Origin of the sequence: Vibrio sp. T20 (assembly GCF_007858795.1) — a bacterium.
In the GTDB taxonomy this organism is placed as follows: domain Bacteria; phylum Pseudomonadota; class Gammaproteobacteria; order Enterobacterales; family Vibrionaceae; genus Vibrio; species Vibrio satsumensis.
Window position 1 is genome coordinate 1 of record NZ_VFEB01000127.1, and the last position, 304, is coordinate 304.

The following is a 304-nucleotide window of genomic DNA, read 5'->3' on the forward strand; positions in this document are numbered from 1 at the left end:
GCATTCAGTCCGTTTGGGGATATCACAACGCTAATGGTATGGCAGGCAGGCTACGTGAGTTTTAGCGAGTTTGTTCCCCTATTTATTCCTTCAGTCATGAACTATGTGGTTCCAGCCTTAATCATGTCATATTTCGTTCCCACAACTCAGCCCGATACCGTGCACCAACATATCGAGTTAAAACGTGGAGCAAGAAGGATCGTATTTTTATTCATCATGACGATTGCCACAGCTGTCGCTTTCCACGCCGTGATTCACTTTCCTCCCGTCATGGGTATGATGATGGGCCTCTCCTATCTTCAGT

At 46.4% G+C, this 304-nt stretch carries 1 protein-coding gene; it reads left to right on the forward strand.

The genetic code is table 11. The annotated features are described in order from the left end of the window. The coding region (gene nhaD / locus FTW16_RS15430) for a sodium:proton antiporter NhaD (protein WP_186728078.1) at nucleotides 1–304 on the forward strand (304 nt) is incomplete at both ends.